Source organism: Saccharopolyspora taberi (genome assembly GCF_039534165.1).
Lineage (GTDB): Bacteria > Actinomycetota > Actinomycetes > Mycobacteriales > Pseudonocardiaceae > Saccharopolyspora_D > Saccharopolyspora_D taberi.
The window spans coordinates 563,421-582,842 of the sequence record NZ_BAAAUX010000014.1; the positions used below are offsets into that span (position 1 = coordinate 563,421).

The 19,422-nt window shown below is 71.0% G+C and carries 21 protein-coding genes; 10 read left to right on the forward strand and 11 right to left on the reverse strand.

Going from position 1 to position 19,422, the window contains the following annotated elements; all coding sequences use genetic code 11:
- Positions 1–203: 203 nt before the first annotated feature.
- From ABD691_RS16885 to ABD691_RS16900, 4 genes are all read right to left on the reverse strand, one after another.
- Positions 204–1,352 carry a magnesium and cobalt transport protein CorA gene (locus tag ABD691_RS16885; RefSeq protein ID WP_344680736.1) on the reverse strand — a complete coding sequence of 383 codons (1,149 nt, stop codon included), beginning with the start codon at positions 1,350–1,352 and terminating at the stop codon, positions 204–206.
- Positions 1,353–1,447: 95 nt separating this feature from the next.
- Positions 1,448–2,443: a DUF5914 domain-containing protein gene (locus ABD691_RS16890; RefSeq protein ID WP_344680738.1), complete on the reverse strand. Its 996-nt coding sequence runs from the start codon at positions 2,441–2,443 to the stop codon at positions 1,448–1,450.
- Between the two features lie 10 nt (positions 2,444–2,453).
- The gene (locus tag ABD691_RS16895) at positions 2,454–3,971 is read right to left on the reverse strand and encodes an FAD-dependent oxidoreductase (protein ID WP_344680740.1); all 1,518 of its coding nucleotides are present in this window, start codon (positions 3,969–3,971) and stop codon (positions 2,454–2,456) included.
- Entirely contained in the window at positions 3,968–4,663 is a 696-nt protein-coding gene (locus tag ABD691_RS16900; RefSeq protein ID WP_344680742.1) for a class I SAM-dependent methyltransferase, read from the reverse strand. Before ABD691_RS16900 ends, ABD691_RS16895 begins: the two co-directional genes overlap by 4 nt.
- Before the next feature lie 200 nt (positions 4,664–4,863).
- On the opposite strand from ABD691_RS16900, the gene ABD691_RS16905 reads away from it, so the two are divergent.
- The 5 genes from ABD691_RS16905 to ABD691_RS16925 all read left to right on the forward strand — a co-directional run bounded on the left by ABD691_RS16905 (position 4,864) and on the right by ABD691_RS16925 (position 9,816).
- A complete protein-coding gene (locus ABD691_RS16905) occupies positions 4,864–5,115 on the forward strand; it encodes a hypothetical protein (RefSeq protein WP_344680744.1) in 252 nt (83 codons plus the stop codon).
- A gap of 318 nt (positions 5,116–5,433) precedes the next feature.
- Entirely contained in the window at positions 5,434–6,651 is a 1,218-nt protein-coding gene (locus ABD691_RS16910; protein ID WP_344680746.1) for a multidrug effflux MFS transporter, read from the forward strand.
- A 239-nt stretch (positions 6,652–6,890) separates the two neighbouring features.
- Positions 6,891–7,541, forward strand: coding sequence for an HNH endonuclease family protein (locus tag ABD691_RS16915; protein ID WP_344680747.1), 651 nt, complete (start codon positions 6,891–6,893; stop codon positions 7,539–7,541).
- Positions 7,542–7,711: 170 nt separating this feature from the next.
- On the forward strand, positions 7,712–9,262 hold the full coding sequence (locus ABD691_RS16920) for an alkaline phosphatase D family protein (RefSeq protein WP_344680748.1): 1,551 nt from the start codon (positions 7,712–7,714) through the stop codon (positions 9,260–9,262).
- Between the two features lie 44 nt (positions 9,263–9,306).
- The gene (locus tag ABD691_RS16925) at positions 9,307–9,816 is read left to right on the forward strand and encodes a VanZ family protein (protein WP_344680749.1); all 510 of its coding nucleotides are present in this window, start codon (positions 9,307–9,309) and stop codon (positions 9,814–9,816) included.
- Here ABD691_RS16925 and ABD691_RS16930 read toward each other — a convergent pair.
- Together ABD691_RS16930 and ABD691_RS16935 are read right to left on the reverse strand one after the other, a co-directional pair.
- On the reverse strand, positions 9,791–10,243 hold the full coding sequence (locus tag ABD691_RS16930) for a cupin domain-containing protein (protein WP_344680750.1): 453 nt from the start codon (positions 10,241–10,243) through the stop codon (positions 9,791–9,793). The two genes, ABD691_RS16925 and ABD691_RS16930, sit on opposite strands and share 26 nt — an antisense overlap.
- Positions 10,240–11,793, reverse strand: coding sequence for a diguanylate cyclase domain-containing protein (locus ABD691_RS16935; RefSeq protein WP_344680752.1), 1,554 nt, complete (start codon positions 11,791–11,793; stop codon positions 10,240–10,242). The genes ABD691_RS16930 and ABD691_RS16935 overlap by 4 nt, the downstream gene beginning before the upstream one ends.
- Positions 11,794–12,038: 245 nt before the next feature.
- Between ABD691_RS16935 and ABD691_RS16940 the strand changes: the two genes are divergently transcribed.
- Entirely contained in the window at positions 12,039–12,455 is a 417-nt protein-coding gene (locus tag ABD691_RS16940; protein WP_344680754.1) for a PPOX class F420-dependent oxidoreductase, read from the forward strand.
- A gap of 1 nt (position 12,456) precedes the next feature.
- On the opposite strand, the gene ABD691_RS16945 is transcribed toward ABD691_RS16940, so the two are convergent.
- Complete coding sequence (locus tag ABD691_RS16945; RefSeq protein ID WP_344681314.1) at positions 12,457–13,914, reverse strand: serine/threonine-protein kinase; 1,458 nt, start codon at positions 13,912–13,914, stop codon at positions 12,457–12,459.
- Positions 13,915–14,150: 236 nt separating this feature from the next.
- Between ABD691_RS16945 and ABD691_RS16950 the strand changes: the two genes are divergently transcribed.
- Entirely contained in the window at positions 14,151–14,288 is a 138-nt protein-coding gene (locus ABD691_RS16950; RefSeq protein ID WP_344680756.1) for a hypothetical protein, read from the forward strand.
- Between the two features lie 104 nt (positions 14,289–14,392).
- On the opposite strand, the gene ABD691_RS16955 is transcribed toward ABD691_RS16950, so the two are convergent.
- Together ABD691_RS16955 and ABD691_RS16960 are read right to left on the reverse strand one after the other, a co-directional pair.
- Complete coding sequence (locus tag ABD691_RS16955) at positions 14,393–15,466, reverse strand: uroporphyrinogen decarboxylase/cobalamine-independent methonine synthase family protein (RefSeq protein ID WP_344680758.1); 1,074 nt, start codon at positions 15,464–15,466, stop codon at positions 14,393–14,395.
- Positions 15,467–15,720: 254 nt separating this feature from the next.
- On the reverse strand, positions 15,721–16,002 hold the full coding sequence (locus ABD691_RS16960) for a hypothetical protein (protein WP_344680760.1): 282 nt from the start codon (positions 16,000–16,002) through the stop codon (positions 15,721–15,723).
- A 487-nt stretch (positions 16,003–16,489) separates the two neighbouring features.
- Between ABD691_RS16960 and ABD691_RS16965 the strand changes: the two genes are divergently transcribed.
- The 3 genes from ABD691_RS16965 to ABD691_RS16975 all read left to right on the forward strand — a co-directional run bounded on the left by ABD691_RS16965 (position 16,490) and on the right by ABD691_RS16975 (position 18,229).
- Complete coding sequence (locus ABD691_RS16965) at positions 16,490–16,894, forward strand: SSI family serine proteinase inhibitor (protein ID WP_344680762.1); 405 nt, start codon at positions 16,490–16,492, stop codon at positions 16,892–16,894.
- Between the two features lie 480 nt (positions 16,895–17,374).
- Positions 17,375–17,644 (forward strand): hypothetical protein, encoded by a 270-nt coding sequence (locus ABD691_RS16970; protein ID WP_344680764.1) that lies wholly within the window; start codon positions 17,375–17,377, stop codon positions 17,642–17,644.
- Positions 17,645–17,914: 270 nt separating this feature from the next.
- The gene (locus ABD691_RS16975) at positions 17,915–18,229 is read left to right on the forward strand and encodes a hypothetical protein (RefSeq protein ID WP_344680766.1); all 315 of its coding nucleotides are present in this window, start codon (positions 17,915–17,917) and stop codon (positions 18,227–18,229) included.
- Between the two features lie 291 nt (positions 18,230–18,520).
- Here the strand turns inward: ABD691_RS16975 and ABD691_RS16980 are convergent, their stop codons facing one another.
- Positions 18,521–18,823 (reverse strand): hypothetical protein, encoded by a 303-nt coding sequence (locus tag ABD691_RS16980; RefSeq protein WP_344680768.1) that lies wholly within the window; start codon positions 18,821–18,823, stop codon positions 18,521–18,523.
- Positions 18,824–18,932: 109 nt separating this feature from the next.
- Positions 18,933–19,253: a hypothetical protein gene (locus ABD691_RS16985; RefSeq protein ID WP_344680770.1), complete on the reverse strand. Its 321-nt coding sequence runs from the start codon at positions 19,251–19,253 to the stop codon at positions 18,933–18,935.
- Positions 19,254–19,422: the final 169 nt, after the last annotated feature.

Below are 19,422 nucleotides of genomic sequence, written 5' to 3' on the forward strand. Positions count from 1 at the left end.
TCGTCGGTGATCCACGACACGATCGGGGGCCGATTGAAACAGCGTGCCCTTGACCGGTCAAGGTTTGGTCCAGCCTTTGCAAAAGATTGCAGAGACTTCGCGCGGGCAATCGGCACTGGTCAGCGGACATGCGCGAAACAAGCCGTATACATCGAAATTCCCGGTAATCCCGCCGGGTAACAGGGCAACTTCTTGCCGCCGGATCAGAGCCAGTTGCGGTGTTTGAAGATCGTGTAGAGGCTGAGGCAGACCGCGATCATCAGGCCCAGCGCGAACGGGTAGCCGAAGATCCAGTGCAGCTCGGGCATGCGGTCGAAGTTCATCCCGTACACGGTGCCGATCAGCGTCGGCGCGAACAGGATCGCCGCCCACGAAGAGATCTTCTTGATCTCCTCGTTCTGCGCGTAGCTGGCCGCGGTCATGTTCTTCATCTCCTCGTTCTGCGCCTGGGTGACCAGCGTGGCGTTGACGGTCAGGATGCTGTCGAGCAGCTGCCGGAACCCGTCGACCCGCTCGGCGACCGTGGTGGCGTGGTCGGCGACGTCGCGCAGGTAGCGCTGGAGCTCCTCGTCGATGCCGTACTTGTCGAACCCGGCCTCCAGGCTCGCCAGGATCCCCAGCAGCGGCTGGGTCGCGCGCTGGAACTCGATCACCTCGCGGGAGAGCTCGTAGATCCGGCGGGACACGTGCGGATCGGCCCCGAAGACCTCGGTCTCGATCTCGTCGATGTCGTTCTGCAGCCCGGCGATCACCGGCGCGTAGCCGTCCACGACGCTGTCGAGCACCGCGTAGAGCACCGCCTCCGGTCCCCCGGCGAGCAGCTCCGGGTCGTCCTCCATCCGGCGGCGGACCGCGGCCAGGTCGGGCGCCATGCCGTGCCGGACGGTGAGCACGAAGTTCGGGCCGACGAACAGGTGCAGCTCGCTGAAGCTGACCTCCTCGGCCTCGTCGAGGTAGCGGGCCGCGCGCAGCACCACGAACAGGGTGTCGCCGTAGCGCTCCAGCTTCGGGCGCTGGTGGGCGACGATCGCGTCCTCGACCGCCAGCTTGTGCAGGTCGAACTCCTCGGCGGCGGCGAGCAGCTCGTCCTCGGCGGGCCGGTACAGCCCGATCCAGGCCATCGTGCCGTCCTGGCCGGGCAGCCGGCGGTAGGTCTCGCCCAGGCTGGTCGGGGTGGCCACCCGGCGGCCCGCGCGGTAGATCGCGGTGTCGATCAGCGGCCGGTCCGCCAGCGGGGTGTCCTGGCCGTGCCGGGGGTCCATGGAGTGCTCGGGCGCGGGCGACTCGGCGTCGGCCCGCGGCTGCCGGACCCGCCTGGAGCGCCGCAGGGAGCGTGGACGCCATTCGCGCATGGGCACCTCCGAGCGGTCCGCACACCGGTGTCGGCTTCGGCAGCCACTATCGCAGCAACCCCGCTGATCGGCCCGCCTGGAGCTTTCGAGAAGTTCTACTCCGCGCGCGTGGAGCGGAGCTCGAAGCGGCGCTCGGCGTAGGCGAGGTCGTCGCGCCACAGCCGGGCCGCCGCGCGCCGCACGACCGGGCGCAGCGCGGGCGCGAGCGCGCGTGCGACGGCGAAGCCGGGCCGCGGCGAACCGGCGACCACGGCCTCGACGACGGCGGTGCGCGGCAAGCCGTCGCGGCCCCGGCCCAGCGGGGTCGCGTGGGTCTCGACCACGCTGCCCGCCCCCTCCCCCTCGACGATCCGCATCACCACGGTCCGCGGCTCCGGGCAGGTGAACTCGGCGTGCACCGCGACGCCCAGGCCCATGCCGACCCGGAAGGTCACGGCCACCAGGAAGCGGTCCTCGTCCTCGGTGACATCGACCTCCCCCGGGGCCTCCAGCACCCGGAGCCGGGTGAAGGAGTACGGGTGGAACCAGGCGCCGTGCCACGGGTCGAGCCGGTTGGCGACGACGTCCGCGGGCTCGCAGACGCCGACCACCCTGGTCACCGCGCTGACCGCCGAGTGCGCGGCCGGGCGGTCCGGGACCACCGGTTCGTCCAGCGGCGCTTCCTCGCCCCGGGCGTCCAGCCGGACCCAGGCGAGCACGCCGTCGTCGTGTCCGGGCAGCGGTTTCCACCCGTTGCGGCCCGCGGCGCCGACCCGCAGGCCGTGCCAGCGGCAGACCAGCGTGCCGCAGTCCACAGTGGCCTGATCGAGCGGTGCGCCCAGGTGCGGGCAGGCGCCGGGACCGACGACCAGGCGCCCGCCGGCGTCGCGCCAGGCGACCAGCTCCACCCCGGCCACCGTCGTGCCCAGCGGCCGGTCCCGGCGGACCCGGTCCGAAGCGGCGAGCACGTACCAGTTGCCGGACGGGCGGGCCTGGGCCCGCTTGAGGGCGGCCTCGATCAGCCCGGGCCGCGCCTCCCGGAAGGTCGGTTCCTGGTCGGCCCACCGGGCTCGCGGCACCGGTCGCAGCGGCCACCTCCGTCCCCAGCGCATGGTCCTCCTCTCACCTGACCAGCCCGGCGAGCGCGCGCAGCGGTGCGCTCCGCCCGCGGGTCGGCACCGTGTACAGCGGATGCCCGGCCAGTCCCCACCGGGCGAGCAGGTGGTTGGCCGCGTGCCAGCCGGTGGCCGCCGCGCGTTCCATCAGGGCGACCGGGAGATCGATGCGGATGCCGTCACCGGCCAGCACCAGCCCGCCGTGCGGGGTCCGGACCCGCGGCCTGCGCGCGAAGTCGCCGACTCCCGGCAGCGGGCAGTCGTCGTTCCACAGGGCGATTTCCCCTACCACGTCGGCGGATTCCGCCTCCGGGTAGACCTCGTGCAGCCGTGCCCGCAGCCGCGCGGGCACCGACTCGTCGCGTTCGGTGGCGTAGGCGTGCAGTTCGACGACCGAGCCGCCGTTGCGCCTGGCCCAGCTCTGCGCCTCGCGCTCGTACCGGTCGAGCACGCTGACGTTGTCGAGCGGTGGCCGGCCAGCCGTGGCGAGAAACGCGGGCCGGTCCGGCGCGACGGGCCTGCTCAACCACAGCCTGTGCACGAGGAACGCGGGCGCGGAACGCAGCGACTGCACCGAATCCCGCCACGACGGTGTTCCAAGTCCCGGCGAAGCACCGACGATCTCCCGCAGCCCGCGGACGTCGGTGGCCAGCACGGCGGCATCGGTCCGGTCGGATCGTCCGGAGCTGTCGTGCACTCGAAATCCTTGCTCGCCAAGGTTTTCCACGCTCGCGACCCGGGTTCCGGTGCGGAACTCCACGCCCAGCGCGAGCAGGTGCTTCCGCAGCGGTGACCACAGCGCGACGTCGAACGCGGCATCAGGCACGTCGAAGACGAGACCTTCGCTGGATCCCAGGAAGTACAGGTGGAACATGGTGGCCAGCTCCGCCGCCGACATCCGGGACGGTTCGGCGAAGAAGCTGCGGGAGAACACCTCGAACGCCAGATGCCTCGCGGCGTCGGGGAAGTTGATCCGCCGTAGGTAGCTCTCGGCGTCGAGGTGGTCCAGCCGCTCGTAGATCCGCGGAACCGACACACCCACGAGTTCGGCCGCCGCGCGCACGTCGACGTGCGCCAGATCCCGGATCCCGAAGGTGGGGCTGCGCAACGCGAAGGCGAGGGCGTTCCACGGCGGGGTGCGCGGCAGTCCCCGGAACGACTCCCACCTGCCTCGCGCGTCGACGAGCGGGTAGTCGCGCAGGCCGCGCAGCCGGGACAGCGCCGGGTCCGCGCGGCGGAGCAGCTGGCGCAGGTTGTAGTACTGGCGGAAGAACGCGTGGAACCCGCGGCTCATCGACACCCGCGAGCCGCCGGGCAGCGAGCCGGACCACGCCCCGACCCGTCCTCCCAGGTAGTCGTGCTGTTCGACGACCACGACCCGCACACCGCGCTCGGCCAGGCCGGTCGCCGCGCACAGTCCCGCGATCCCGCCGCCGACCACGGTGGCGGTCGGCCGCCGCGCCAGCGCTCCGGCATCGAGCGCGCCTTCCGGCGCCCGGTGCCGGACGATCCGCCAGTCGGTCACCCTCCCACCCCGGCGAGGAAGGTGTGCACGATTCCCCGCTGCCAGCCCGTGACCGTTGCGGCACGGACGGTGCCGAACCCGGCTTCCCGGAGCCTGCGGCGGAACCGGTCGACGCCGTCGAACGCGCGGACGCTGCTCCACAGGTGCCGGTACAGCGCGGTCCGCCCGGACAGCGCGCCTCCCAGCGGAACGACGATCCCCCAGCACACGGCGTCCCAGACAACGCGCGCCCGGAGCGAGTCGCGCACCGAATACTCGTGCACTGCCAGCGTTCCGCCCGGCCGCAGCAGCTCCGCGAACCTGCCGAGGACGCGGTCGGGGTCGGGCAGGTTGCGGACCAGGTAGGCCGCGAAGATCGCGTCGAACCGCCCGGTACCGATCAGCTCCTCCACCCGCGCGAGGCGGAACCGCACCGAGGGCGGCCAGGGCTTGGCCCTGGCCCGGTCGAGCATCCGCTCCGAGGCGTCGACGGCGAGGATCTCGGCGTCCGGCGCGGCCGCCAGCAGCGCGGCGGTCGACGCGCCCGTGCCGCATCCGGCGTCGAGCACGCGCGCGCCGGAGGGCAGGCCCATGCGGCGCGCCGACAGGCGCAGGTGCGCGTGGTAGCCGGGGTTCGCGCCGACGAGCCGGTCGTAGGCCGGGGCGCCCGCGTCGAACGCCGCCGTCAGCGCGTCTCCGCACAACTGGTCCATGTCAGCGCCTTCCGCCGGGCGGGCCCGTCGGATGCTGGTTACCCGGCGGGACCGCCGTCCACACCACTGCGTCCCATCCCGCGAAGATTCCGGACAAAGCAGGCATCGATCCCATTCCCGACGAAGGCCCCGGGGCGCCGGGCTGACCCGACCGGGCGATAGAATGCGCCGCGACAACGGGATGGAAGCGAGAAACGCAGATGGCACGTGACGCAGGTGCGGGCAAGTCCGCCGCCTTCGGCCGGATCGACCCCTTCTGCTGGGTGGCCGTCGTCCCCATGATCATCGGTGGCCTGCTGACGCTGCTCGGCGGCGTGACCGAGCTCGGCATCGGCCTGCTCGTGCTGGCCGTCCTGGTGCTGGTCTTCGACTCCTGGTCCAACCGGCCCCGCCCCGGCATCGACCGCCGCAGGCCGGCCGCCGCGCGCCGCTCGCGCGGCGCCGACTGGTAACACCCCCTCCGGACGGCCGAGGCACGCACCGCGGCCGGGTGTGCGCGACACCTGCCGGAAACGCGGGCGAACAATCGGTGAGCCATTTGAATTCCCGGTGCCGGGCACCGTTTCCGAAACGATGTGCCGAACTTTCCGCGACGGTCCGCCGAACCTGACTTCCGGACAAGGAATTTCACCGCGCTGGGAACAAAACTGATCGCCGGGTTGCTGCTCCGGTCGTCAGTTCCGCATTTCCACGTTCCACCACTGATCCGAGAGGTCCAGATGGATCGCGCAACACTGGACAGTCCACCCGAGACCGCCCGAGCAGAACCGGTGGTCGCAGCACCCACCGGTCTGGAGCGGTTCCGGGTCATCGTGGTGCTGGGCGCGCTCGTCGCGCTCGGCCCCCTGACCATCGACATGTACCTGCCCGCGCTGCCTGCGATCGGCGTGGACCTGAACACCACCTCGTCCGCGGTCCAGCTGACGCTGACCGGCACGCTGCTGGGCCTGGGGCTCGGCCAGCTGGTCGTCGGTCCGCTGTCGGACTCCGCAGGCCGCCGGATGCCGCTGATCATCGGCACCGCCGTGCACATCGCCTCGTCGCTGCTGTGCCTGGTCGCGCCGAACGTGGCCGTGCTGGGCCTGCTGCGGGTGCTCCAGGGCGTCGGGGCGGCGGCGACCATGGTCGTCGCGCTCGCGGTCGTCCGCGACCTGTTCGAGGGCCGCGCGGCGGCGACCACGCTGTCCCGGCTGATGCTGGTCATGGGCGTCGCCCCGATCCTCGCGCCGAGCCTGGGCGGCGCGGTCCTGCTGGCCACGTCGTGGCGCGGCGTGTTCGGCGCGCTGGCCGTGATCGGCGTGCTCCTGCTGCTGGTCGCGGTGTTCGCGCTGAAGGAGACGCTGCCGCCGGAGCGCAGGCGCACCGGGGAGATCCGCCCGGTGCTGCGCACCTACCGGTCGCTGATCACCGACCGCGAGTTCGTCGTGCTGGCGATCGTGGCCGCGCTGGGGATGTCCGGCCTGTTCTCCTACGTGTCCGGCGCCTCGTTCGTGCTCCAGGAGGACTACGGGCTCAACCAGCAGCAGTTCGCCGTCGTCTTCGGCATCGGCGCGGTCGCGCTCATCGGGGCGTCGCAGTTCAACGTCGTGCTGCTCAACCGGTTCACCCCCCGCCAGATCGTGCTCAGCGCACTGGCCGCGGCCACCGCGTTCGGCGTGGTGCTGACCGTGCTGGTGCTCAACGGCATCGGCGGGCTGCCCGGGTTCATCGTTCCGCTGTGGCTGCTGCTGGGCGCCTTCGGCTTCGTGCTGCCCAACGCGCCCGCGCTGGCGCTGTCCCGGCACGGTGAGGCCGCCGGAACCGCCGCCGCACTGCTCGGCGCGGCGCAGTTCGGACTCGGCGCGCTGATCGCGCCGGTGGTCGGCGTGCTGGGCAACGACGGCCCGGCGATGGCGTTCACCATGACCGGCGGCGCGGGCCTCGCGCTCGTCGCCCTCGGGACGCTCGCGCTGGTGAGCCGCCGCCGCGAGGTCGCGCCCGCGGTGTGACCGGGGGCGGTACCCGGCAACGGCGCCGGGTACCGCCGTGCTGGGCTGTCCGGCGATCTCCCCCGCACCGGCCCGCTTCGCGCCGGGTGACGGCGCCGAACAGAACCCGCCCGCACAACACGCCGAACCAGCGGAACACTTCAACGTTTCGTGGTGAATCCGACACGCAACGTCGATGATCCGGCCACCCGGACCCGGAAAGGTCGTGGAGCCCAAGTTCGCTTCCCGAGGGAGGCTCCATGTCCGCTTCCGCCCGCCGCCGCGCGTCCAGCGCTCTCGGCGTCCTGCTCGCCACCGCCGCGCTGTCGGTGACGGCCGCGTTCCCGGCCGGCGCCACGCCGCCCGGCATCCCGAGCAAGAGCACCGCGCAGAGCGAGCTCAACGCGCTCACCGTGGCCGCCGAAGGCTCGATGACCGGCTACTCGCGGGACAAGTTCCCGCACTGGAGCACCGTTTCCGGCACCTGCAACACCCGGGAGACCGTCCTCAAGCGCGACGGCAGCAACGTCGTCGTCGACAGCTCGTGCGCGGCCACCTCGGGCAGCTGGTACAGCCCGTACGACGGTGCCACCTGGACCGCGGCGTCCGATGTGGACATCGATCACGTGGTGCCGCTGGCCGAGGCGTGGCGTTCCGGCGCCAGTTCGTGGACCACCGACAGGCGGGAGTCGTTCGCCAACGACCTGGAGCACCCGCAGCTGATCGCGGTCACCGACAACGTCAACCAGGCCAAGGGAGACCAGGACCCGTCGACCTGGCAGCCGCCGCGCGCCGCCTACGACTGCACCTACTCCAAGATGTGGATCCGGGTCAAGCACCACTGGGGCCTGCGGCTCCAGTCCGCCGAGAAGTCGGCGTTGCAGAGCATGCTCAACACCTGCTCCTCGTAACCGGTCCACCAGCGCTGCGCCGGGTTCCGACCGGCGCAGCGTCCGGCCACAGTGGACCAAAGCCGTCACGTCGCGTTCGCGCGGTGTTACCTGATCAGCCCTTGCGGCCGTCGATCGCGCCCGCGCAGAATCCGCACGGTTTTCGGAGATCACGGCGACCGGGAGGCGCGATGCGACTCAACCGACGGGACCTGCTGCGCGCCGCCGCGGCGGGCGGCGCGCTCGGGGCGGCGTGGCCGCTGAGCCACCGGCTCACGCCCGCGCAGGCGCACGCCGCCGCGCGCGATCTCGGCGCGTCCTGGGACGAGCCGCCCTTCACCCTCGGCGTCGCCTCCGGCGACCCGGCGCCGGACGGCGTCGCGCTGTGGACCCGGCTCGCGCCGGAACCGCTGGCCGACAGCCAGCCACTGCCCGGCACCGTCGAGGTCGAATGGGTGGTGGCCACCGATCCCGAGCTGACCCACCGGGTCGCGGGCGGAACCGTCGGCGCCCAGGCGGATCTCGGCCACAGCGTGCACGTCGACGTCGCCGGCCTGGAACCGGGAACCCGGTACTTCTACCGGTTCTCCGCGCAGGGCAGGACCAGCAGGCTCGGCCGCACCCGGACCGCTCCGGTCGGGCCGGTGCCGCGGGTCCGGTTCGCCTCGGCGAACTGCCAGGCGTTCCACGACGGCTTCTACGCCGCCCACCTCGGCCTGGCGCGGGAGGACCTGGACTTCGTCGTGCACCTCGGCGACTACATCTACGAGCACGGCCAGGTCGGCGGCGAGCCCGTCCGCGACCACGAAGGCCCCGAGGTGTTCACGCTCGTCGACTACCGCCGCAGGCACGCCCTCTACAAGGGCGACCCGTCGCTGCGGGAGGCCCACGCCGCGCACCCGTGGTTCCTGACCTGGGACGACCACGAGGTGGTCAACGACTACAGCGGCACGACCCCGTCAAAGCCCTTCCGCGAACGCCGGGCCGCGGCCTACCAGGCGTGGTTCGAGCACCTCCCGGTCCGCGCCACCGACGCCGCCGCGCCGCAGATCCACCGGCAGCGGCACTGGGGCGACCTGCTGGACCTGACCGTGCTGGACCTGCGGCAGTACCGGTCCGAGCAGAACCTGCCCAACGGCACCATCCTCGGCGCCGACCAGAAGACCTGGCTCAAGCAGCAGGTCGACGGCGCGGGCGGCGGATGGCACTGCTGGGTCAACTCGATCATGCTCAGCCAGCTGGCCAGGGCCGAGGGCGGCTACTACTTCACCGACCAGTGGGACGGGTTCCGCGCCGAGCGCCAGGAGGTCCTGACCCACGTCCACGACGCCGGGATGCCGGACCTGGTCGTGATCACCGGCGACTGGCACTCCGCCTTCGTCGACGACATCCGGCCGGACTTCGACAACACCGACTCGCCGGTCATCGGCACCGAGTTCACCGCGCACTCGGTCACCTCCGGCGCGTACAGCGCGGAGTGGAACCAGGCCAACGGACCGGTGATGGGCAGCGCCAACCCGCACCTGAAGTACTTCGAGGGCAACCGCTACGGCTACGACGTCTACGAGGTCACGCCGGAGCGGTGGAGCACCCACATGCGGGTCATCGGCGACCGCCGGGATCCGCGATCGCCGGTCAGCACCCTGACCACCTTCCACGTCGACCGGGGCGTCGCCGGGTCCTACGAAGATCCGGCGACGATCGGCTCGCCCGCCCAGTACCGGCGCGACCGGCCCGCGTAGCGCCGGCCGGGCAACCCCGGCGGGCGCTGGGTCGTCTCAGTCGCGTGATCACCGTGTGGCAGAGCTGGGGGCACGTCCTGCTCGCCGCCGCGTTCGCGCTGCCGCCGGCGGTTCTGGCCGTCGTGGTGCTGGCGCGGTGGCGAGCGGGTTCGGAAGGCGCGGTGCGCCGGTCGGTGGCCGAGGTCGGCGCCGTCGTCGGCACGCTGCCGTGGCTGTGGATGGTGCTCACGCCCCGGCCCGGCGAACCGGAGCTGGCGCTGGTGCCGCTGCGGGACCTCGTGGACCAGCTCTACGGGCGCCCGGTCGCCGCGACGGTCCAGATCGCGGGCAACCTGCTGGTGCTCGCGGCGTTCGGCGCGTTCCTGCCGATGCGGTTCGCCGCGCTCTCGCGCCCGCACCGGATCGCCGTGGCGGCAGCGGCGGTGTCGCTGGCGATCGAGCTGCTCCAGTACGCGCTGCGGCTCGGCCGGGTCAGCTCGGTCGACGACGTGCTGCTCAACACCGCCGGGGCCGTGCTCAGCTCGTTGCTCACCCAGCGCTGGCGTAGGACCTGATCTTCTCGGCGTGGTCGGGGTACCTCGCGCACAGCTCCTCGGCGTCGGGCGTGGAGACGATGTCCGGGGTGAACGGCGGCGCCACGACGACGCTGCTCAGCGTGTGGTCGCCGGTCGTGCGGGCAGCCTGGAGCACGCCGCCCGGTACCACGAAGTGCGGATGCTGCCCGGCCGCCGCGTCCGGGCCGATGAGGTGTTCCCGGAACTCGCCTTCGGCGGTCAGCAGCGCGATCCGCAGCGGTGCGCCGGAGTGGTAGGTGAACACCTCCGGGTGCCGGGCCGCGTGCCAGGCCGCGAAGTGGTCCGAGGGCAGCAGCCAGTAGATGACCGTGCTGCCCGCGTCGCGCCAGGTCTCCCGGAAGTAGCCGTTGCACACGTTCAGCGGTTCCAGGCCGAGGGCCTCGACGAGCTGTTGCGACGTGCTCACCTGCTGCGCTCCTCCTGGGGTTCGAGGGCGTGGGCGAGGGTGTTCTTGCCCCGCCGCTTGGCGGTGTACATGGCGCTGTCGGCCCACCGCAGCAACGTGTCGGTGCAGTCCACCGGCTCGTCGGGGGTCAAGCTGGTGATGCCGACGCTGGCACCGACCGACAGCGGTCTGCCGTTGACCGGATGCGGTTCCCGCAGCGCCGCCAGCAGCCGCTGGCCGACGTCCTCGATCGGTTCCCGCACGTCGTGCAGCACCACGGCGAACTCGTCCCCGCCCAGGCGCGCCACCAGCCCGTCACCGGACAGGGAGCGCTCCAGCCTGCGGGCCGTGCCGGTGAGCACCAGGTCTCCGATCGCGTGCCCGAAGTTGTCGTTGACCTCCTTGAAGTCGTCGAGGTCGCAGAAGGCCAGCACCAGCGGTTCGCGCCGGTCGGCCAGCGACCGCTCCAGCCAGTGCAGGAACAGCGTCCGGTTGGCCAGCCCGGTGAGCGGGTCGTGCAGCGCCTCGTGCTCGGCCCGGCGCAGCAGCCTGTTGTTGTCCAGCAGCGTCACCAGCTGGCGCAGGATGATCAGCGCCATCAGCGCGACGAACAGCAGGTCCTGCCACCAGGTCAGGGTGATCCCGGCCAGCAGGCCGACCCCGACGAACAGCGTGGTCGCGATCAGCGGCAGGTACGGCACCGCGAGCTGGACCAGGTCGCGCGCGGTCGGCCGCAGCCGCGGGTCCAGGTCCCGTTCCGGCTCGGAGGTACCGGGCGCGAGCGCGGCCAGGAGGAACAGCACCGGGCACGCCGTGAACCCGGCTTCCAGCACCGGCGGGAAGTTCGCCTCGCGCAGGTCGACGTAGTGCCCGAACGCGGTGCTCGACACCATGTAGGCGACCGCGCCGAAGACGACGAACACCACCGGCAGGTCGCGGGCCGAGCTCCGCAGCCTTGCCAGCACCACCGTGCCCGCCACCAGCAGCAGGTACGCCAGGGGGTGCGCCAGCAGCACGGTCAGGACCGGTCCCGATCCGCCCCAGCTGCGCGACAGGCGCTCGCCGAGGGTGACCGACACGAACATCAGCACCGAACCCGCGATGATCACCAGGTCCAGCGCCTGCACCGCCCGGTTGCTGGGACGGCCGAGCGGCGACGGCGGACCGGGCTCGCGGCCGTAGGCGTGCACGACCAGCGCCAGCAGCGCCAGGACCGGGGTGAGCAGGAACCCGGCCGCGCTGAGGGTCGCCGTGGGCGGCGGGACCTCGGTGAACGTCTGGCCCACGGCCCAGGCGACCAGCCCGATCACGAAGCAGGCCATGGCCGCGCTCATCCACCACCGCCACCGGCCGTCCGGCCCGCGGTGACGCGCGGCCGAGCGGATCCAGGTCACCAGCGCGACGACCGAGAACAGCACTTCCCAGGTCTTGTTGAGCGCGATCGACCCCGAGGAGCCGAGCACGCCGCTGGCCACCACGCCGATCTCAACGGCCAGCAGCGCGAACGCCACCACGCCGACCCGGCGGAACGCGGAACGCGGCGAACAGTGCGCGAGAGTCGGTCTGATCACTGCTTCCCCAGCTGCGTGCCCTGACGAGATCTACTTGTCCGGCACATGCTACAAGCGTCCGGCCCTGCGGGAGCCTCATCCGGGAGCGGGAATCCGCTGGCATATTCCGAAGTACTGCTCCACACGGCGGATTCCGGTGCACCCATCCACTCTGTCCATTGTGGATGGAACAGGTTCGATGTTGAACTAGACCCACAAGAGCGTTAAATTGGACTCATGAGTTCAATCCAACGCTGGGAGCAGTGATGGCAGGTGTTTCGCGCGAGAGGCTGGCGGCGCTTCTCGACTCCCCCGTCTTCGCCGCGGTGGCCACGATCCAGCCCGACGGCCGCCCGCAGCAGTCGGTGGTCTGGATCCGCCGGGACGGCGAGGACCTGCTGTTCATGATCGGCGTCGGCAGCCGCAAGGAGCGCAACCTCCGGCGCGACCCGCGGGTCAGCGTGCTGGTCAGCCCGCCGGACGAGCCCTACACCTACGCCGCCATCAGCGGGGTCGCGACCTTCGAGCCCGAGCGGTCGGTCGAGCTGCGCGACGAGCTGGCGGTGAAGTACGTCGGCGTCACCTACCCCGAGCACGTCGCGCGCACGCCGGAGGCGGCCCGGGGTCTGGGGCCGATCACCGCCGTCCGCGTCACCCCGCACCGGATCGCGGGGCGGCTGTGAGCTACTGCCCGATGGGGAAGTACTCGGTCCAGCCGGTCTCGGTGACGCGCTTCTTGGCGTCCCAGAGCTCGACCTGGAACCGCAACCGGCCGGTCTCCCGCATGTTGGTCTGGCAGTCCACCGGCGGACCCTCGGCCTTGAGGTCCTTGCACTCGCCGGTGCGGCCGTAGTCGGTGGCCGAGTCGGTCCGGATCCACATGCCGTCGGCGTGGGTGTCGTGCGCGGAGAGGTGATCGCCGACCGCGTCGAAGCACCCGACGCCGCGCTGGACTCCCTCGAAGACCACCGCACGGCACCACTTGGTCTGCTTGTTCGGCGGCGGAACCACTTCCGGCTCCGACTCCTCCACCGGTGGCTGCGCGGGCGGCGGTGTCGCGGAGGTGGGCGGTTCCTGCGGTGGGGGCTGCTGTTCCGTCGGCGGCGGCGCCGGTCGAGCCGATGTCTGCTCCACCGGAGCCGACGTGGCCAGCGGCTCGGCCGTCGGCGGCGGCCCGGCCGGATCGACCTGGCCGGCGATCTGCCAGGGCTGGGTCACCGCCAGCGCCGCCGCGCCGATCGCGGCCACCGCACCGGCACCCGCGAGGACGAACCCCCACCGCGCGGCGCGGCCGGAGCCGCGCGGCTCCGCGCCCGCGGGCATCGCGATCGGGCTGGTCAGCGCCAGCCGGGCCGCCCTGGCCAGCTCCCCGGCGCTGCCGAACCGCGCGTCGGAGCTCTTGGCCATCCCCCGCTGGATGATCCGGTCGAAGTGCGGCGGCAGGTCCGGCCGCGCCGCGCTGGGCACCGGCACCGGGTGGTTCAGGTGCGCGTTGATCAGCGACGCGGCGGTCTCCCCGGCGAACGGCTTGGCGCCCGTCAGGCACTGGTAGAGCACGCAGGCCAGCGAGTACACGTCCGCACGATGATCGACCGGTGCGTCGTCGAAGCGCTCCGGAGCCATGTAGTCGAGGGTGCCGATGGTGAAACCGGTCGAGGTCAGCGTCGCGCTGGTGCGTGCGAGGTGCGCGATCCCGAAGTCCACGAGGTAGGCGAAACCGCCGTTGCCGACCAGGATGTTCGACGGCTTGACGTCGCGGTGCACGACGCCCTGGTCGCGGGCCGCGTCGAGCGCTTGGGCGACCTGCTCGATCAGGCCGACCGCGTCGGCCGGTGCCATCGGCCCGTACCGGGCCAGCAGCGAGCCCACGTCGCTGCCCTCGACCAGCCGCATGTCCAGGTAGAGCCTGCCGTCGATCTCGCCGTAGGAGTGGATCGGGATGACGTGCGGCTCGTTGAGCCGGGCCGCCGCGTGCGCCTCCCGCTTGAACCGCTCCCGGAACTCCGAGTCGGCGGCGAGGTGCTCGGCGAGCAGCTTGAGCGCGACGACGCGGTCGTGGCGGGTGTCGTACGCGCGGAGGATCTCCCCCATTCCGCCCCGCGCGATCAACCCCTCCACGCGGTACGGCCCGAACTGCCACATCACGGTGCCTGACCCCTCGTTGCCGACGACGTCGAGCCATCCTATGGGGTGATGCGCACCACCCCGCACCACACCGCTCGGCAGCAGCGCCGCCGGGCGGTCTGCGCAGGGCTGAATCCATCCACACTGGACCGCGGTGTCCCAGGCCACACGGCCTTGCCCGGGTGCCACGTCCAACCGCGCGGGAGGTCCGTGCATCCTGGAACGGCAGATCGAACGATCATCATTGGAGAACCATGAGCAACGACAACGACACGGCGCAGCGCAAGCCCAGCCACGCCCGGCCCGAGGGCGCCGGTCCCGACCCGCTGATCGACCTCACCCGCGACCCGAACCCCGGCGTCCCGGATCACGCGAAGCGTGAAGAGGACTGATCACCACCTGGGGGTACGAGACCTCGGCCAGGGGCCCGGCGCCGGGCCCCTGGCTCACCCGCCCGCCGCGAGTCCACGGTGGATGATCGCGGCGAACCGAACCGTCAGGACGACGCAAGCCTGCACGCGAGCTCCAGGTTCGCCTCGGCATCGGCAGGCGCCCGCCGCCCGTAGCCGCACGCCGCGGCCACCCCGATCACCCGATGCCCCAGCGCGCGTTCGCTGTAGCGCAACGCCTTCTCGGTCAGCTCGGGGCTGCGCTCGTCAACGCATCCGGCGATCACCCCGACCCGGCGGACGAGCCGGCGCAGCGGCGCGTACGCGCCGGGGTCCTGGAACGGCGGCTGGTCCCCGTGCGCCATCGGCACGTGCACCGCGGGCATCGACCGCCCGTGCTGGGCGAGCCGCCGCGCGAGCGCGTTGACCACCAGCACCACGGGTTCCAGATCAGTCGGGGTGAACAGCGACTTGTGCGCGAGGTCGCCGTAGCACAGGTGCAGCGTCCACCGCGTGCTCTCCGGCACCGACGCCACGACCCGGGCGAGCTGGCGGGCGATCACGTTCGCGACCGTCGCCGACGCGTGCCGGAGCAGGTACAGCACCGCCGGGCTCTCCAGCTGGAACGCGACCTCGTCCGGACCGTGCTGGGCGGCGATCGCGGTCACCTCGGTGATGACCATCTGCTCGAAGATCCCGTAGTAGCGCAGCGCCCGCACCGGGTTCCCCAGCGTGAACAGCGCGAGGTCCAGCGGGGACGGCACGCTGACCTGCACCGGCGGCAGCTCCGGGAACCCGGCCCGCAGTTCCCGCCAGATCTCCACCGCCGCGGCGGCCTCCGCGGGACGCCCCAGCGCGACGTCGGCGATGGTGAGCCTGCGCCCGCTGCGGACGCGGTAGGCGGGGATGTCGGTGTATCCGGTGCAGTCGCCGGTCCGGACGACCTCGAACGCGGCGTTCTGGGCCCGGGAGTGCACGTACCTGGTGATCCAGAACGGGTCGCGGTCGCAGGGAAGCGCGCGCAGCTCGGCGCCCCGGGCGTGGTCGAGCACCCAGCGCATGCCCGCCCCGACGTCCGGCGACACCGGCCGCGGCAGTGATCCGACCAGATGCACCCGCCGCGCTTGGGAGTTCGGGCGGGTGTCCGGTGCGGACGGGACGGGACGTGCGGCAGCGGTCATGGAGCTCTCCACGGGGATGAAAACGGGAAAATCGTTCGATGCGGCGGAATCGCCGGGAACGACAATCGCACCCGGGACGCCGATCCGCGCAATCGCCGGGCCCGAAATCATCCGGCAGAGCGATCTTGGTCGCCTCTCGCGTCATACCGCCCGGGGTCGTACGTAGGGACACGGCCCCGGGGTACCCGAAGCCGGAAAGACGCTTGGCCCGGCGCGTCGTCGCGCCGGGCCAAGCGTCAGAGGTGCTGTGCTTGTCAGTCTTCCTGGTAAGCGTCCTGGTCCTGGTCAGTCTTGTTGTCGTTGGACTGGTTGTTCCAGGTCTGCGCCGACTGGTCGCCCTTGCCGACGCTCCACTGGTAGATCGGCGAGTTGTTCTCGTTGCCCTGCGCAGTGCTGTTGTCCTGCTCCTGGTCCTGGTGCTGGACCTCGTCGGCCTTCTTGTGGCCGTGGCCGTCGGCCAGCGCCATTCCGGGAGCGCCGAACAGCAGCGGCAGGCCCAGAGCCGTGGCAACGATGACGCGCTTGGCAGTCCGCATAACTATTATCCCCTTCACTTTCTTCACCGGAGGTCGCCCGCGAGGAATGCTCGCGCCGAATCCACCCGCACAACCCGGCACGGCTCTCCTCCCAGAGCTTTCAAAGAAGCCCGCACTTGCGAGCCGCCTCGAAGATATCTCCGGATACCTCGACCGCCGCAACCTGAATCACCTGTGCTCACCTCATGCAGTGATGAGCGGCAGTCGATCAGCAAAAAAACCGAAATCACCCACCACCTGGGCGACTAATGATCAACCGGGGGTCACCGCTGTCGAGCTGAATGACCAGGCGGGTTGATCACCACTCGGAGGACACATCCCGGAAAATCCGGTCTCCCGCGCCTCTTTCGGTGGCGGAGGGTAGCCGTCACCGCTTCGAGCACCCCCGGCAGGTGATCATTTCCGTCCGCGGCGGTGACGCGGTTCCACTTGCGGTAAGGAGTCAGAGGATTCCCTATTTCCGCGTGGGACGGGAGGAAGACAAGCAATGACCGGGCAAAGACCGTTCTGCCGCATCGCCGCGGGTGTCGCGCTCGCGGTGGCGGCGCTGGTTCCCGGGGTCGCCGCCGCGACGCCGGCTCAGCCGAGCACGATCACGCTCACCGTGACCGAGAACCAGCAGCCCCGGAGCGTGGTCCTTCAGTGCGACCCGACCGGCGGCAACCATCCCCAGGCAGCCGCCGCGTGCGCCGAACTGCATGCGGTCGACGGCAACTTCCAGGCACTGGACCGGGTCCGCCCGCAGGGCAAGTCGGGCGGGTGCACCAAGGACAACCGGCAGGTCAAGGCCTCCGCCGTGGGCGAATGGCGCGGCAGGCAGATCAGCCACCAGTACTCGGTGTCCAACCCGTGCATGCTCCACCAGCGCACCGGAGTCGTCTTCGAGTTCTGACCGCTGCCGCCAGAAGTGGCCCCGCCGACCCGTTCGGCGGGGCCACTTCTTTTCCCGGCCCGATTGGCATATTCCAGTGGAATTCCATCGCCGAACGGGGTGAGCGACCGGGAAGACACTAGGGGAAGATCACCATTCCCGCCCGCCGAGAAAGGCTTTATTACACCAATTGATCAATGCATCCCGAACTCGCCATTGCCAATTGATCATTAACCGTCGAACTAACCCCATCCCGACAGTTCCGCAAACGGTGAACGATTCATTCAGCTGATCAGCTGAGCGGCTCGGGAACACTTTTCCCAGCCGCCGGGATGCCGTTACTCCGGAACGGTGGAACCAGGCCCTTTGGAGTGGCTACGGATGGCGGCGCGGCCCGGGAAATGCGATTGTTCGACTGCCGGCCGGAAGTCCCCCTCCAGCGGATATCCCGGTGGAAACAGCCGGATCGGCAATGTCCAAAACACTGATAGGAGTTGAGGAATGCGTAAGTCCATTCGTCTTCTTGGTGTCGCCACCGCTGCGGCTGCCATGCTGGCCGTGGGCTCCCCCGCCTTCGCCGGCGGAGGTTCCGACGACGACTCGAAGGTCTCCTCGTCCGCCGAGGGCGGCGACGGCGAGGGCGGCCAGGGCGGTATCGGCGTCAACGTGCTGAGCGGCATCGGTGTCCTGGGTGAGGGCAGCGCCGACGCCGGCAACGGCGGCGACGGTGCGGGCGGCGACGCCTCGTCCGGTGCCTCCGACGACAGCTGACCTCGGATACACCCGCTGACGCCGGGTTTCCGGTGTCAGTTCGCTCCCTCCTCGGGTGTGTGCCGATCGGTGCGGGACCGATCGGCACACACCTGTTTTTTGTGCCCCGTGATCGCTCCTTCGAGTGGACCGGCGGGCGCCACCGCGTTCGGTGGGTGCCAACCGGGTCGTTCCGGTGCCAGAGTCACGCATTGATCGACACGACCGGATCCGCTGTGGATCCGGGAGGCCGGTCAACATCCGGAAATCCATTCGAGATCGGAGTTCTGAGTGCGCACGTCGATTCGCTTCCTCGTCGCAGGCGCCGCCGCGGCAGGCCTGTTCGCGACGGGAACGTCCCCGGCGCTGGCCGACGAGAAGTCGTCGGACGACGACCCGTCCACAGTGACCGCCGCCGCCGAGGGCGGCAACGCCGGCTACGCCGGGGACGGTGGCCTGGGCGTGACCGTCTGCCCCTCGATCGCGGTGCTCGCGCCCGCGAAGGCCGACTGCGACGCGGGCAACGGCGGCAACGCCAACGGCGGCGACGCCGAGGCGACGGCCGAGGACGACAGCAAGGACAAGGAGTACTCCAAGGAGAACTGAGTCCTCAGCCCTACCACGCAGAAGAACGGTGCCGGTCCCTGTCCGAGGGGCCGGCACCGTTCTTGTTCCGCCAGGGCTGATCTGGTGGCGGGAAGGACGCGTTCTCCGCACCGCGCCGCGCGGCCTTCCCGCACTTCGAACCTAGCCCCGCCCGCGAGGGCTTTCTCGCCGAAAGCAGGAACATTCCCGCATCGAGCGATCTCCGGCTCATGAACGCGATCAACGATTCATGTTGTGCCGCAGCATGTTCCTGGTTCTGAGCTTTGTGGACACCGGTCGGACGGGGTGCCGTCAGGCGTCTTCGTTCTCGTTCTCGCTCTCGGCCGACGCTTCCTGACCGCCCGCCGAGCTGGATCCCGGTTCGCTGGAGACCACGCACTTCAACCCGATCGGGCCTAGTTCGGGCGCGGGACTGCAGCTGCCGATCTTGATCGGCCCAGACGGGAATCCGCCGCCCTGGGCAGGCTCCGCCGCGGAGCCCTGGGCGGGTTCCGCCGCGGCGCCCTGGGCGGCGCCGGCGGGGGCCGCCAGCGCGGTCATCAGCGCACCGGCGGCGATCGTGCCGGTGCCGAGCAGACGAACGGAGGTGTTCACTGGTGCTCCTTGGGATCGTGGTGGGCGGAAACGCCCGGAAAACCGAGCATGCCGACCCGATCGGGCCGGCATGCTTCTGGTGGATCAGCCGGTTGGACCGGCAGTGTCCTCAGTCCTCGTCGCTGGCCTTTTCGGTGTCGCGGCTGTCGTCCTCGGCCGTCGCCTCGGCGTCACCGCCGTTGGCGTTGCCGCCGTTGCCCGCATCGCAATCCGCCTCGGCCTTGGCGAGCAGACCGATCGCCGGACAGGCGGTGATGCCCAGACCACCGTCTCCGGCCTTTCCGCCGTTGCCGCCCTCGGCGGCTGCGGTGACGGTTGACGGGTCGTCGTCGGACTTCTTGTCCTTGGCCGCGAACGCGGTCGCCGAACCCGCGGTGAGCAGACTCGCCGCGAGCGCCCCCGTGAGCAGGACGCGCACTGAACTACGCACGTGGTACTCCGATCCTGATAGTTCCCGATTTCGCCTCACCTGCCCGGCTACCGGGACGAACACCGGTGAGGCCGCAGCAAACCTTCCACCACCACAAGGGTTTGGCACGCCCAACACGCCAGCGATCCGCGGGGGTCACCCGTTAGTTGATCTCGGCCGGACGCGAACG

What these genes read in the sequence shown, in the direction of transcription:
- ABD691_RS16920 (WP_344680748.1), top strand. Translation starts at nt 7,712, where the DNA reads ATGCGACTCAACCGACGGGACCTGCTGCGCGCCGCCGCGGCGGGCGGC.
- ABD691_RS16905 (WP_344680744.1), top strand. Translation starts at nt 4,864, where the DNA reads ATGGCACGTGACGCAGGTGCGGGCAAGTCCGCCGCCTTCGGCCGGATC.
- ABD691_RS16900 (WP_344680742.1), bottom strand. Translation starts at nt 4,663, where the DNA reads ATGGACCAGTTGTGCGGAGACGCGCTGACGGCGGCGTTCGACGCGGGC.
- ABD691_RS16955 (WP_344680758.1), bottom strand. Translation starts at nt 15,466, where the DNA reads ATGACCGCTGCCGCACGTCCCGTCCCGTCCGCACCGGACACCCGCCCG.
- ABD691_RS16915 (WP_344680747.1), top strand. Translation starts at nt 6,891, where the DNA reads ATGTCCGCTTCCGCCCGCCGCCGCGCGTCCAGCGCTCTCGGCGTCCTG.
- ABD691_RS16960 (WP_344680760.1), bottom strand. Translation starts at nt 16,002, where the DNA reads ATGCGGACTGCCAAGCGCGTCATCGTTGCCACGGCTCTGGGCCTGCCG.
- ABD691_RS16965 (WP_344680762.1), top strand. Translation starts at nt 16,490, where the DNA reads ATGACCGGGCAAAGACCGTTCTGCCGCATCGCCGCGGGTGTCGCGCTC.
- ABD691_RS16945 (WP_344681314.1), bottom strand. Translation starts at nt 13,914, where the DNA reads ATGTGGCAGTTCGGGCCGTACCGCGTGGAGGGGTTGATCGCGCGGGGC.
- ABD691_RS16950 (WP_344680756.1), top strand. Translation starts at nt 14,151, where the DNA reads ATGAGCAACGACAACGACACGGCGCAGCGCAAGCCCAGCCACGCCCGG.
- ABD691_RS16890 (WP_344680738.1), bottom strand. Translation starts at nt 2,443, where the DNA reads ATGCGCTGGGGACGGAGGTGGCCGCTGCGACCGGTGCCGCGAGCCCGG.
- ABD691_RS16940 (WP_344680754.1), top strand. Translation starts at nt 12,039, where the DNA reads ATGGCAGGTGTTTCGCGCGAGAGGCTGGCGGCGCTTCTCGACTCCCCC.
- ABD691_RS16970 (WP_344680764.1), top strand. Translation starts at nt 17,375, where the DNA reads ATGCGTAAGTCCATTCGTCTTCTTGGTGTCGCCACCGCTGCGGCTGCC.
- ABD691_RS16885 (WP_344680736.1), bottom strand. Translation starts at nt 1,352, where the DNA reads ATGCGCGAATGGCGTCCACGCTCCCTGCGGCGCTCCAGGCGGGTCCGG.